The sequence below is a fragment of the Wolbachia endosymbiont (group A) of Andrena hattorfiana genome (assembly GCF_947179565.1).
In the GTDB taxonomy this organism is placed as follows: domain Bacteria; phylum Pseudomonadota; class Alphaproteobacteria; order Rickettsiales; family Anaplasmataceae; genus Wolbachia.
The window spans coordinates 115,980-129,234 of sequence record NZ_CAMXBT010000001.1 but is presented as its reverse complement, the minus strand read 5'-3'; the positions used below and the strand labels follow the sequence as shown (position 1 = coordinate 129,234).

Genomic DNA, 13,255 nt, shown 5'->3' with positions numbered 1-13,255 from the left:
TAAACTAAAATAATATCAGAAATTTTTAACATTTTGTAATAAATCTCAATGGATTACTACCACTGGCTTGAAGCTTTTCACGTTATCTCCGCCATTATGTGGACGGCAGGTATGCTTTATTTACCCAGGCTTTATGTCTACCACGCAACTGTAAAACCGGGATCGGAAAATGATAGCTTGCTTCAAACAATGGAAAAGAGGCTACTTAGATATATCATAAACCCTGCAATGCTTTTCTCACTTGGTCTTGGAATCACATTAATGGTTATTAGGGAAGCATATCGTGAAGGATGGTTTCATGTAAAAGCATTTGCAATACTTTTGATGTTAATTATTCATATGCTACTTGCAAAATATAGGAAAAATTTTGCAATGGGTTCGAATAAGAAGTCACATATTTATTTTCGCGTTTTAAATGAAGCAGTGACAGTGTTAATAATAGTTATAGTTATTATGGTTATTGTAAAACCTTTTTGACTGACCTTACCAAAAAAAAGCAGAAAGCTCAGCTACTCTTCTATTTTCATTTTTGACTTTTTTGAAAATAACATAAGCTAAAGTTACTTAGGTTTACCAATGATTTTTACAGGGATACTGGTGAAGTCGAGTTGCAATAGCTGTGTGCTTGACATTGGGATCCAATTTTATAAAAATCTATTGTGCTAGCAAGTTCACTAGATTCCAGCGTCACGCGCTGGTCTGTTGGACATTTAATGTGATTGTATGTAGGGTTTTGAAAAAGACATACCAAATATGAAAGGCCTATATATTAAAACTTACGGCTGTCAGATGAACGTTTATGACTCCGTTTTAATGGAAAATATAATTAAACCTTTGGGGTTCAACGTTGTTAGTGATGCAGAAAAAGCTGATTTGGTGATACTGAACACTTGTCACATTAGAGAGAAGGCAGCAGAAAAGCTTTATTCTGAGCTCGGGAAAATTCATTCGTCACGAAAAGAAATTACTATAGTGGTGGCTGGATGTGTAGCGCAAGCAGAGGGAGAAGAAGTATTCAGAAGGGCTCCTTTTGTTGATATTGTTGTTGGTCCGCAGAGTATCGCTACCTTACCGGAACTGATAGTCAAAGCAAGCAGAAGTAAAGGTCATGTAATAAAAACTGATTTTCCTGAAGTTGCAAAGTTTGATAAATTGCCAGATGAATGCTATGGCAATAGCCAGGGGTCTTCTGCGTTTCTTGCCATACAAGAAGGTTGTGATAAATTTTGTACGTTTTGTGTAGTACCATATACTCGTGGAGCTGAGTATTCACGGCCAGTGAATGAAATATTTCGTGAAGCATTGAAATTAGTTGCAAATGGGGCGAAGGAAATCAATTTGCTTGGTCAGAACGTCAATGCTTACCATGGGAAATGCGAAGGGGAAGTGTGGGATTTAGGCAAATTAGTTAGTCATATTGCTAAAATTGAAAAGCTAGAGAGGATTCGTTATACAACTTCTCATCCAAGAGATATGCATGAATCTCTCTACTTGGCACATGCGGAAGAGCCAAAACTCATGCCATTTATTCACCTGCCTGTGCAGTCAGGTTCGAATAAAATATTGCACGCGATGAACAGAAAACACACTGCAGAGGAGTATTTGGAAATAATAGACAGATTTCGCAAATTGAAACCTGAAATCGAATTTTCTTCTGATTTTATTGTTGGTTTTCCTGGAGAAACAGAAAAAGATTTTGAAGAAACTGTAAAATTAGTAGAAAAAATTAGATATGCTCAGGCTTATAGCTTTAAATATAGCCCAAGACCAGGTACACCAGGAGCAGAAAGAAAAGATCAAGTACCAGAGGAGGTTAAAACAGAACGCCTTCTTCGTTTACAGAAATTAATTAGTAAGCAACAACTTGAGTGTAACCAGAGTATGGTAGGCAAAACTATACCTGTTCTGTTCAGTGATAAAAAAGGCAAACACCAAAACCAAATTATTGGTAAAAGTCCATATATGCAATCAGTGTGCATTGATGATCCTGAAGGTAAATACAGGAACAAAATAGTAAACGTGAAAGTGTTGGAAGCTCGGCAGAACAGTTTGTTGGGGCGTGGGGTGCAGGAATAAGTTTGTTTCTTTTTGCATTTGTAATTTTCTAGAAAGCCCTATATTCTTTGGCTTTATCCGGTCAAAATGAACATGAAGTCAAAGCATTATCCTGATACAGTAAGTAGTCCTGATTTTTTGTCGTTAGAAAAAGAAATCATAAAATTTTGGCAGGAAAATAAAGTTTTTGAGCGGTCAGTTGGAGAACGTTCCAAGGATAATTGTTTTGTGTTTTATGATGGGCCTCCGTTTGCAAATGGACTTCCACATTATGGACATTTACTCACTGGTTTCATCAAAGACGCATTTGCAAGATATCAAACTATGCTTCAAAAAAGGGTTGAACGTAGATTTGGTTGGGATTGCCATGGATTACCGGCTGAGATGGGTGCAGAAAAAGAACTTGGAATATCTGGTAGAACTGAGATAGAAAAATTCGGCATTGAAAAATTCAATAACCATTGTCGTACTTCTGTAATGAGATTTTCATCAGAGTGGGAAAAATATGTCAATAGGCAGGCAAGGTGGGTGGATTTTCATAATGACTATAAAACCATGGATAAATCATTCATGGAGTCGGTCATGTGGGCATTTAAACAGCTTTATGATAAGGGTCTAGTGTATGAATCAGTACGCGTTGTTCCATATAGCTGGGCGTGCGAAACTCCATTATCCAATTTTGAAACAAGGCTTGATAACGCGTATAGAGAAAAGACTAGCAAAGCTGTAACTGTTGCATTTGAGCTTTTAGAAAACCCACAGCAGTTTAAAAGTGTTAAACAAAAATGTAAATTACTTGCTTGGACTACAACTCCTTGGACTCTTCCTAGCAATCTGGCATTGGCAATAGGAAAGGACATCAAGTATTGTGCAGTGTCAGTCCACTCTTTGGTGTCATCCCAGCGCGTGACGCTGGAATCTATTTCTGGATCCCAGTGTCGAAGCACTGGGATGACAGAAGTTAATGAAAGGAGTTCAGTGAACAGTGAAATTTATATTTTCGCTGAAAGCTACCTAGAAAAATTTATCAGCCACTCTGAACAAAACAATATTCCATATGAAAACTGCAATATAAAACTTAAAGCGAATGATCTTGCAGGCCTTTCCTATAAGCCGCTGTTTGATTACTTTAAAGATACAAAGAATGCATTCCGTGTTTTTGTTGCTGATTATGTTACAGGAGAAGATGGTACTGGCGTTGTACACACTGCTCCTGGATTTGGTGAGGAAGATTTTTACCTTTGCCAAAGCCATGATATTCCAGTTATTTGTCCAATTGATAACAGTGGAAAATTTACTGCTGAAGTTTCAGATTTGGCAGGGGTTCATGTTTTTGATACCAATGATACAGTAATAAAAAAATTGAAAGAACAAAGAAACTGGTTCAAAACTGAACAATATATTCACAATTATCCACACTGCTGGAGAACTGACACTCCTTTGATCTATCGCACTATGCCTTCTTGGTATGTTGCCGTTACAAAATTCAAAAGCAGAATGGTAGAGCTAAATAAGAGAGTTAATTGGATACCAAACCACATTAGAGATGGTCAATTTGGAAAATGGCTTGAAGGGGCACACGACTGGTCAATTTCACGCAATCGATTCTGGGGTACTCCGATTCCTGTGTGGCAATCAGATGATACAAGATATCCAAGAGTAGATGTATATGGTTCGATAGAAGAACTAGAGCGAGATTTTAATGTTAAAGTAGATGATTTGCACAGACCATTTATCGATACTTTAACGAGGCCAAATCCTGATGATCCAACAGGAAAATCAGTTATGCGTCGTGTGCCTGACGTATTTGACTGCTGGTTTGAATCTGGCTCGATGCCATTTGCGCAAGTCCACTATCCGTTTGAAAATAAGGAGTGGTTTGAAACTGCAGATTTTATCACTGAATACATAGCGCAAACCAGGGGGTGGTTTTATACGCTCTTTGTATTGTCCACTGCTTTGTTTGATAGGGAACCATTTAAGAACTGCATATGCCACGGTGTTGTTTTGGATGTAAAAGGGCAAAAATTGTCCAAGCGTTTGAATAACTATGCAGATCCAATGGAGGTTTTTGATAGATACGGTTCTGATGCACTGCGTTTTCTTATGCTTTCTGGATCTATTGTTTGTGGTGGTAATTTGCTACTCGATAAAAAAGGAAACTCAATACGAGATGTTCTGAAAAACGTAATAAAACCTATTTGGAACAGTTATCACTTTTTTACCATGTATGCAAATGCAGATGGAATTAAAGCTGAAGTTTGTAAGGATTATCAAAGTACTATTGATCGCCACATGATTTCCAAATGTTTTGAAGCTGTAGAAAGTATCCAAACTTCTATGAACAGCTATAACTCCCAAGAGGCTTGCAAAATTTTGATGAACTTTTTTGAAGTGCTAAATAATTGGTATATTCGTCGCAGTCGCGAGCGTTTTTGGAAAAGTGATTTGGATCAGGATAAAACTGATGCTTATAATGTTCTATATACGGTTTTTTATTACATACTAAGAGCTGCAGCCCCTTTGTTGCCACTTATAACAGAGAATATATGGCAAGGGCTTAAGTATGAAGAAACATCTGTTCATTTGGCTGATTTCCCACAATCAGAGAAGTTTGATAGTCAGCTCATTGCCAAAATGGATCTAGTGAGAGAGATATGTAACTCTGCATTCTCTATTAGAAACACTTTTAATATACGTATCAGACAGCCACTTAGTAGTATGACGATTTATCATAAGTCTTCCTGCGGTTTTCTTGAAGATAAATATCAAGAGATGATAAAAGATGAGGTAAATGTAAAAAAACTGAAGTTAGTAAACAGACTTGAAGATATTGCATCACTAGAGTTAAAACTCAACTTCCCTGTGCTTGGAAAAAGAATTCCGGAGAAGATTAAGACACTGGTTCAATATGTTAAACAAGGAAAGTGGAAACAAGTTGAATCCGGTGTCATCCGAGTAGCTGACACTGGGATCCAGACGCAGATTCCAGCGTCACGCGCTGGAATGACAGAAAGAGGTCTCATATTTTTGGGGGACGAGTCAGAAGATTATATCATAGAAAAAGGCGAATATGAACTATTATTAAAAGCAAACAGTGAATTCTCCTCTGTATTTGATAACAACAAAGGGGTTGTTATCCTAAACACTACTTTAAATGATGAATTGATTCTAGAAGGGCTTGCAAGAGATGTAGTGAGGCTCATTCAGGAAACTAGGAAACAAGCTGATTTTCATATGTCCGATAGAATCAGAGTAATAATCAAAACAGAAGATGAGAAAATTAAGGAAGCAATAAATACGTGGATTGAATATATAAAAGAGCAGACCCTTGCCTTATCTTTGGACATTAATACAGAAATTGGAACTAATTTTTATTCTAAGGAATATCAGGATTTAAATGTTAGCATTGAGCATTAAATTTTTAATAAAGTTACAAGATTGTCAGTATTTATGCTATACTTAAGGTAATTGGATAAGGTTATGGTATGAGTGCTGTTGTAGGTTGTGAGGAAGTTGTTGACTTAAATAACAATAGTGTTGATTTAGATGCATTAAATGGACAACCTAATTTACAAAGAGAATCTTTTGCTACTTCAGAAAAACAGGAAGGACCTGTTGCTATTTTGGAAGAGCAAGAATCTGTTAATAATTTAAAAAAAATAGGTGCTGATTTTAGCATTCCACTAAGTATATTTCATTATAAAGGTTACGGCTCAGATTTTTTTACTTCCTGGTATAATATATCAAGCGAAATATTTAAGGAAATAAACAGAGCTTGCCTGGAGAAGAAAGTATTAAATTCAGCTCTATCAGTTTTAATGTTTCCTTATGTTGCTTCTGTTGCATTGGGGTTAGTTATATATAAAACAAACAGTAAAACACAAACCAGTTCAGAGGAAAGTAAAACAAAAAAGAGTGAGGTAAGTACAGCAAAAAGATTGGCATATGGCGTTCTTGCTGCAATTGCAATTCTTGTTGATATAGCTATGCTTATAGTCTTAATTATTCCTGCAACACCCGCCTTAGCTACTTTTTATCTTACAAACAGAAAGTTATCTCATTCTTTGGTTGCTGCTCTAAAAATAAGTAATGGGTTATATCAGAATGAACACCAGAATATTGAAGTGTCTTTTCGTGAAATAGATGCTGGTAAGTCAGACATTAAGTGGGATATGGAAGTTAAGTTTCCACCGCAATTTGAACAATTACTTAGAGATTTATATGAAGATAAAGATGGTAGTTGGTTTAATGTTGCACGTGATTCAGAACATAATACCATACTGAAATTATCAGCTAATATCAATTTAAAAAACGGCCTTACGCCTTTACGTAATGAGATCAAGAATGTGCTTGCAATTTCGATTCAGGAATTCGCAAAGACTATGGAAGAGCTAATGAAGCTAGAAGGAAAAGATATTACATATGATAAGCTGAAGGAACTGTTGGACGAATTCAGGCTGAAAGTTGTGAGTAGTATAGATTCTAAGTTGGCAACTCACTTAATAGAAAATGCTTATCAAGTTGCTTTTATACAAGCAATTAAATTTCAGCGAGATAGACGGGGAGAAGATTTTTCACTGGAAGATGAGCTAAGAAATACTTTAGTGAAACAGAAACTAGAAAGCCAAGGTAAAGAATTACCAAATGAGAAAGAGATGATAATAAAAGGTCTAAAAGAAGCAGGAGCAAAAGTGCCAGATGCCTTAGGCGATAGTGAGCTTTCTGTATTTAAAGCAGAATGGGAACGGCTTATACAAGAAGATAAAATAGCTAAGAAAACAATAATTGATGTTTATAAGGATACAGATCTTGGAAAAACGGAGAAAGCTCTAAATGATGCTAAAAAAATAATTGAAGATTTAAAAAAACAAGGACAAGAAAGATATACTAAGATATATGAAAAATTAAAAGCAGTATATGATGAGGGAAAAAATAACTTAACAAATGATGATTTAAAAAGGAAATTAGAAGGTCTTTTTAAATTCGAGTATGATAATCAGGAGGTTGAGCAAAGGCTAGTAAAATCAGTGATGAAAAAAGCAAAGGGTGAGTTAGTCCTATTAGGCACGCTAAGCTTAATAGACCAGTTTCGAAGAGGAGATAAAAGGTCCTTTTAGCAAGAAAAGTTTAAAAGAAGTTTCAGATAAAGTAAATGACTTTATAGCAAAGATATATTTAGAAATAACGAAATGTAAAATACAAAATTTATTCAAAGGCCAAGCAAAGGGTATAGAGGACTCATGTAAGCTGTTAGAGAAAAAGGAGCCGGATTTAGTGCAGAGGATTAATGCGCACCGAGCGGAAATTGCAGAATGCTTAGAGCAACCTATATCGTTAAAAAAAGTAATAGAAGGAAATGAGGATTTAAACAAATATTTAGAAGATGAGCAAAATAGAAGGGGGGAAAAGCATCCAAGTACAAAATTAATAGAGAAGCACTTGCAAAATAACCAAGAAATTCTAAAAGCATTAAAACAGTTAGAATTAGAAAAAGAAGGATTGTTGATAAATAAAAAAACAACAAATGATTACAGAGAAGAACTAGAATCTCGCGAAAAAATAAAGTTTGCAATAATAGAAGATGATTTACTGAAAGCGTTCGAGCATGAAACTTTTAACGAAGAAGCAATTAAGAGATTATTAGAGGAAGCGGAACTTGAGTACTATTTGGCAGAAAAGTGCATAAAAAGTCCTGTGATTAAAACAAAAGACAAGATCAAATACTTTTGTCAAGATTTATTGTCTCCTTTAATAAATAGGTTGGTGGAAAATATAGTAAATAATGTGCCAAAAAGTGATAAGAGTTCATTGCTGCAGCCTATAAAAGTTGCTAGGACATGCTTGGGATATATTCAAACAGGTCTTGCCGTTGCAATGTATGGGGATAAGAGCGCAGAAGGAAAAGCGTTGAGTGTGGCACATGATACTCATAAGGAAGTAGAGACATTTCTTCAACATTTTCAGTCAAGTTATGAAGAAATCGGAACTTTTTTAGGTAATTTATTTTCTGATGATGGGGAAACATTTAAAAATGATGTATGGCCTAAAGTAGAAGAGCATTTGCATGGAATGTGGAATAGATTTTTTAAGGATGTTGAATTCAAGATTGGGAATAGATTGGATGAAGTAAGTGTGACACAGCAAAAGCAGAACACTATGATTGTGACTCAATGATAAGTTCTCAAAGTTCCTCCGGTATTTTCACATACTAAATTAACTATAGCACTTGATTCTTTTTGGATCTCTTTTTCAGTTAAAGTGTGGATTGGAGAGCAGAAAGTAACTGATAATGCTATAGACATCTTATTCGATTCTATATTATTTCCATGGTATACGTCAAATACTAAAACTTCTGTGATGAGCTCTGAGCTTTTTTTTACCACATTGATTATGTTACCTACTTCCACATCCTTATTTACAATAAATGCAAAATCACGTTTTACACTTTGGTATTTATAATCAATAAATTTCTTTCTACTTACAGGTAAATTTTCAATATTTTCTAGTATTACCTCAAAACCTACAACTTTTTGCTTGATGTCAAAAAGATCTAATATATTAGGATGCAACTCTCCAAAATAACCTGCTGCTTTATTCTTAAAAGAGAGAGTGCCTGACTTTCCTGGGTGGTAATGTTCTTTTTCTGCTCTCTCTATCGTTAAATTATCGCAATTGACGTTAAAAAACTCCAAAGCTGCTATGCAATCAGCCTTTGCGTCAAAAACATCTACTTTCCTATCAATATTATAATGGTTTCGCGGTAAATTATTTCCTGTTCTTATTCCACTTAAGACATGTTTAGACTGAGCTTCACCATCGTAAATCGGCCCAATTTCGAAGATTGCAAGATCAGATACTCCATGGGCAATATTATCAGCAGTGACTTGCAATAAATTTGGCATAATACTTGGTCTCATCATATTAAAGTTATTGTTAAACGGATTATCGATGATAAATAACTTATTCGAGTAACCAAATTTTTCAGCTGTTGATTCACTCATAAACGACCAGGTTAGCACTTCATGAAACCCTCTGTTTGTCATCAAAATACGCAAATTGTCGTATGTACTATCTACTTCTTCAACATTATTTGGTAGTGGTTCTTCTTTTATTTTGTCATAGCCGTATATTCTTGTTACTTCTTCAATTAGGTCAGCAGGTATAGTCACGTCCGGTCTCCAGCTTGGTACTTGTACATTCCAATTACCTTCGGTTTTTTTGTCAACACTAAATCCTAGTTTTGTTAAGATATCGAACGTCTCATCAGGTGATACAGATACACTTCCAAACTTGTTTATATCTTGGTAATCAAGGCTTATCTTAGCATCATTCCAGCATGGTTTTTTCTGGATCCCAGTGTCAGCTACTTGGATGACAGAGGTGTATTCTTTATCTAGATTACCGGCAGACACTACGCTTGAAACTTCTCCACCACATAAATCCAAAATCATTTTGGCTGCAAGATTGAGTCCATCAAGGGTAAATCTAGGATCGATTGAACGTGCAAATCTGTAACTAGCGTCTGTGGAGATGCTGAGCTGTCTTGAAGATTTAGTGATAGAGATTGGATCGAGCAAAGCTAATTCCAAAAAAATATTGGTGGTTTCAAGAGTACATTCACTGCACTTTCCACCTATAATTCCAGCAACTCCATGAATATTTTTACTATCAGAATAAATGTTTATATTATTGTCCAGTAAATATTCCTTACCATTTAAAGCAAAGAAGCTTTCTCCATCATTTGCTTTTCTTATTGTAAGTTTGCCATCTACTTTGTTTGCATCAAACGCATGCATTGGACGATTAAAAGATATCATAATATAGTTAGTAATGTCAACTATTGTAGAAATGGAGCGCATTTCTATCGATTTCAATTTATCTTTTAGCCACTTTGGGCTTTCTTGATTTTTTACATTGGCGATGTATATTCCACTAATAAAACTTTCTCCGTCAGTCACTTCAACATCGATTGGTGAATTTATGGAGCTGGTAAGTTGTGGAATGCTTAAAGTCTTTAATGTCCCAATTCCAGTTGCAGCAAGGTCGCGAGCTATTCCATAAATGCCTAAGCAATCTCCACGGTTTGGATTAACATTTATATCAATTACAGGGTCACAATTGAAAAATTTATCCCCTACTTTATAATCATCGGAAAGCTCGATTATTCCTTCACTTCCCTCTTGAACCAGCGCAAGTTCAGAAGCAGAGCAGAGCATCCCTTCACTTAGCACTCCTCGTATTTTTGTAGGCTTGATTGTGAAATCACTTTCTGGCAATGTGCTACCAAGAGATGCAAGCACAGTTTTCATACCTTCTCTAACATTGTTTGCTCCGCAAACTATTTGTAGAGTTTTACTTCTGTCATCTACTTTACATAATTTTAATTTATCGGCATTTGGATGAGGTGCAACTTCTAATACTTTTGCAACAATAAAACCAGCTAATTTGGTATTGTCGATCACATCTTCTACTTCTAACCCTATGTGAGTTAATTTATCGGTAATTTCTTCTAAACTAGCATTGGTTTCTAAGTGTTCTAATAACCAAGATAATGTGAATTTCATGAACCTTTAAAGAAATAAAAGAGTTATTGTAATATAAAATGTAGTGCTTTTAAAGCTTGTTGTAATGGAATAAAAGGTAACTTCTACATCATAAACAAGGATGCAGAAGTTTTTGTAATTTTATATATTATTGTAGAGAGAATTTATCTTCTCGATATCACCTTTTAAATCTATCTCCATAGAGAGCTTAAGATTCATATTGTGGTTATCTTCATGGAAGTTATGAATGTAACCATCAATAGTTAAGTTTCCTATCATATTATGGCTTTTATCTAGTATTTCGCTTCCCATTTGATAATGGCCAGTATATTCGTTAAAGGAGCCATCTGTTAGTTTAATGTATCCACTACCAAATTCCTGCTCTAAATTTAAAGGATGATTAGTGTTAATAAAATCTATTTCGTTCATAATAATACCTCACTAAAAATTAAATTATAATTAAAATAAGATGTTAAGTCAAGATATTGAATGATTTAATAAGATTAGTAAGTTTTAAAATACAGAGCTGACTGTAATTAACACTCTAATTACATATTTTGTTAATGTATCAATGTTATAATGATACAGGGTTTTATCTTAATTCTTGACTTTGTCCTATAAAATTCATACTTTATTTACTGTTTATAGTTCAGATTAAAATGGCATTAAATCCACTGGAACAGTTTAAAGTATATACAATAATAGAGTTACCTAGGTTATTTGGGTATGACGTAAGCTTTACCAATTCATCTCTTTTCATGATGATTTCGGTGATATTGGTGATACTCTTTTTGCTTTTTGGAATAAAGAAGGGGTCAGTAATACCAGGATATTTGCAAGCTGCAGTTGAATATGTATATGATTTTGTTGTTTCAATAATAGAAAATAACACTGGAAGCAAAGGCTTGCAGCACATTCCATTGATATTTACAGTGTTTATTTTCATTTTATCATGTAATTTGGTTGGTGTTCTTCCTTATAGTTTCACGGTCACAAGTCATGTGATAGTCACCTTCGCTTTATCGATGGTGGCTTTTATTTATATAACGATTGTTGGATTTAAAGAAAGGGGAGTAGAATTTTTACGCATATTGCTACCAAAGGGAACTCCTTCGTGGCTTGCACCTATAATAATTATTATTAAGTTGTTTGCTTATTTAGTAAGGCCGATTAGCCTATCAATAAGGCTTACAGCAAATATGATTGCGGGTCATACAATTATCAAAGTGATAGCAGGGTTTATTGTAAATATGAACATATTTCTCACTCCTGCGCCGTTTTTGTTCATAATTGCATTAATAGGGTTTGAAGTATTTGTTGCAGTTTTACAAGCTTATATATTTACTATATTAACATGTGTATATTTGTCAGATGCAGTAAAGTAATTGACTTCCTTGCAGAATATTTTACAATTATATTATAAAGAAATGTTTAAAGGTAATGTATGGATTTAGTAGCTTTAAAATTTATAGCAATTGGTTTAGTTGCGTTTGGAATGCTCGGTGCTGGTTTAGGTATAGCTAATATCTTTTCTGCTATGCTGAATGGGATTGCGAGGAATCCTGAATCGGAAGGTAAAATGAAAACTTACGTTTATATTGGTGCTGCTATGGTTGAAATAATGGGATTGCTTGCGTTTTTACTTGCAGTATTATTAATATTTGTTGCTTAACACATGCCACAGCTTGATGTTTCAAACTTCTTTTCTCAAGTTTTTTGGTTTTTAATTTTTTTCTCTTCACTTTTTTTCGTAGTAAGTTGTTTATTTTTACCAAAGTTAGATGAAATAATAAGCACTAGAAGTAAAAAAGTATTGGATTCTTTTAATAGTTCTGTTCATCTTTTAAGACTTACGGAAGATCAGATTGCCAAGTATAATGCCGCTTTAAACCAAGCTAGAATACAGGCAAAAAAAATCATAGATGATGCACTTGCTCAGGTAGAAGAAATGAGAGCTAATGTTAAGAATATATTAGAAGAGGAAGACAAAAAAAAGAGCAAGCTTATTGAAGAAAAAGTGGCAGAATTTAAATCTGAATATACTGATCAGTTAAAACAAATGGCTACTAGTATTGCTTTAATTTATTATACTAAATTGACCAATTCTGAAATTGAAGAGGAGTTTGTTGCTGACTTGGTGTCCAAAGAATTTTAGGGGTTTTTATGTCTACATCACTGATTGTCGGTCTTGCCTTCTTGGTAAGTTTTGTCCTTTCGTATAAATTGCTAAAGAAAGTGATAAAAAATGCGCTTAACAATAAGCGTAACAAAAGCAAATTTTCAAGTGAAGAAACTGAAAAATTCAGGAAAGATATGTTGGAGTATTACAAAAAATCTTCTGAAAAATACAAAGAATTAGATGCAGAAGTTAATAAAATGATGAATGAAGCACTTGATAAAGCTAATAGTATCATTAAGCACAATAGACAGCAGCTAGATCAGACATTAGATGACAATGCCCATTCTAACTTGAAGAAAGTCACTGACCAAGTTGAAAAAGCTCTTGGAGACTTACAGGCTAACACAGCGAATATAGCTGCTGATGCTGTAAAAAAAATAATGCATGAACGTAAAGATGATAAGCGTAGTAGCGAGGTCATATCTTCATTTTCACGTGACTTAAATAAAAAATTGCATTAGGTTTAATGCAACAA

9 protein-coding genes and 1 pseudogene are annotated in these 13,255 nt (G+C 34.5%); 8 read left to right on the top strand and 2 right to left on the bottom strand.

The genetic code is table 11. The features are described from left to right. The first annotated feature begins 48 nt into the window (after positions 1-48). The 4 genes and pseudogenes from hemJ (at position 49) to OM966_RS00620 (ending at position 8,232) form a co-directional block, all read left to right on the top strand. On the top strand, positions 49-477 hold the full coding sequence (hemJ, locus tag OM966_RS00635) for a protoporphyrinogen oxidase HemJ (protein ID WP_264328438.1): 429 nt from the start codon (positions 49-51) through the stop codon (positions 475-477). Between the two features lie 276 nt (positions 478-753). Beyond that, entirely contained in the window at positions 754-2,076 is a 1,323-nt protein-coding gene (gene miaB / locus OM966_RS00630) for a tRNA (N6-isopentenyl adenosine(37)-C2)-methylthiotransferase MiaB (protein WP_264328437.1), read from the top strand. A gap of 72 nt (positions 2,077-2,148) precedes the next feature. Beyond that, positions 2,149-5,475, top strand: coding sequence for an isoleucine--tRNA ligase (gene ileS / locus OM966_RS00625; protein ID WP_264328573.1), 3,327 nt, complete (start codon positions 2,149-2,151; stop codon positions 5,473-5,475). 68 nt (positions 5,476-5,543) lie between these two features. Then, positions 5,544-8,232 (top strand): annotated as a pseudogene (locus OM966_RS00620) (hypothetical protein). Here the strand turns inward: OM966_RS00620 and pheT are convergent. Together pheT and OM966_RS00610 are read right to left on the bottom strand one after the other, a co-directional pair. Next, positions 8,226-10,622 carry a phenylalanine--tRNA ligase subunit beta gene (gene pheT, locus OM966_RS00615; protein WP_264328436.1) on the bottom strand — a complete coding sequence of 799 codons (2,397 nt, stop codon included), beginning with the start codon at positions 10,620-10,622 and terminating at the stop codon, positions 8,226-8,228. The pseudogene OM966_RS00620 and the gene pheT overlap by 7 nt on opposite strands. Positions 10,623-10,742: 120 nt before the next feature. After that, the gene (locus OM966_RS00610; RefSeq protein WP_253309467.1) at positions 10,743-11,030 is read right to left on the bottom strand and encodes a hypothetical protein; all 288 of its coding nucleotides are present in this window, start codon (positions 11,028-11,030) and stop codon (positions 10,743-10,745) included. A gap of 230 nt (positions 11,031-11,260) precedes the next feature. On the opposite strand from OM966_RS00610, the gene OM966_RS00605 reads away from it, so the two are divergent. The 4 genes from OM966_RS00605 to OM966_RS00590 are packed head-to-tail and all read left to right on the top strand — an operon-like array spanning position 11,261 to position 13,241. After that, a complete protein-coding gene (locus OM966_RS00605; protein WP_264328435.1) occupies positions 11,261-11,986 on the top strand; it encodes a F0F1 ATP synthase subunit A in 726 nt (241 codons plus the stop codon). 59 nt (positions 11,987-12,045) lie between these two features. After that, positions 12,046-12,273 (top strand): F0F1 ATP synthase subunit C, encoded by a 228-nt coding sequence (locus tag OM966_RS00600; protein WP_250294934.1) that lies wholly within the window; start codon positions 12,046-12,048, stop codon positions 12,271-12,273. A gap of 3 nt (positions 12,274-12,276) precedes the next feature. Continuing rightward, positions 12,277-12,756: a F0F1 ATP synthase subunit B family protein gene (locus OM966_RS00595; RefSeq protein WP_264328434.1), complete on the top strand. Its 480-nt coding sequence runs from the start codon at positions 12,277-12,279 to the stop codon at positions 12,754-12,756. A gap of 8 nt (positions 12,757-12,764) precedes the next feature. Then, a complete protein-coding gene (locus tag OM966_RS00590; protein ID WP_264328433.1) occupies positions 12,765-13,241 on the top strand; it encodes a F0F1 ATP synthase subunit B family protein in 477 nt (158 codons plus the stop codon). The last annotated feature ends 14 nt before the right edge of the window (positions 13,242-13,255 follow it).